Source organism: Listeria sp. SHR_NRA_18, from assembly GCF_003856515.1.
Lineage (GTDB): Bacteria > Bacillota > Bacilli > Lactobacillales > Listeriaceae > Listeria_A > Listeria_A newyorkensis.
The window spans coordinates 1-503 of the sequence record NZ_QPKR01000052.1; the positions used below are offsets into that span (position 1 = coordinate 1).

Annotated in this window: 1 protein-coding gene; it reads right to left on the reverse strand. The window is 55.9% G+C overall.

Features of this window, described 5'->3' with window-relative positions; genetic code table 11:
- Positions 1–21: 21 nt before the first annotated feature.
- On the reverse strand, positions 22–503 hold a 482-nt coding region (locus DUK53_RS17095; protein ID WP_236637332.1), incomplete at its 5' end, for a Gfo/Idh/MocA family oxidoreductase.

Consider the following 503-nt stretch of genomic DNA (forward strand, 5'->3'; position numbering starts at 1 on the left):
AATGCGGTAGCTACGGGCTTATTAGCCATAGGAGCCAGGGCGAGCGGGCAAGGTCACTGGCACCACTTCACCGCTGTTCTGCGCGGCGATACAGGCATCTGCCGCCACCGCAGCCGCAAAGCCATCCCAAGCAGAAGGCCCGGTGAGCTTGCCGGCCAGGACGTCATTGATAAAGGCTTGCAGCTCAACGTCATAAGCACCGATAAAGCGGTCTTTCCAGTCAACCAGGATCTCGGTGGACAGTTTGGCACCGCTGCGCATTTGCACCGCGGAAGGTTCTGGCAGCTTGGCGATGCCGGTTTCCCCCACCACCTCACACTGAATGTCGTAGCCGTATTGGCAGTTAACAAAGATTTCAACGTCAATACGGGTGCCCTTGGCCGTTTCCATCAACACAATTTGCGGATCTCTCAAATGTGGCAGGGCTTTACTACTCTTGCGTGGGAACACCACCTGTACCGAAACGTAATCATCGTCCAACAGCCAACGCAGCACGTCTAACT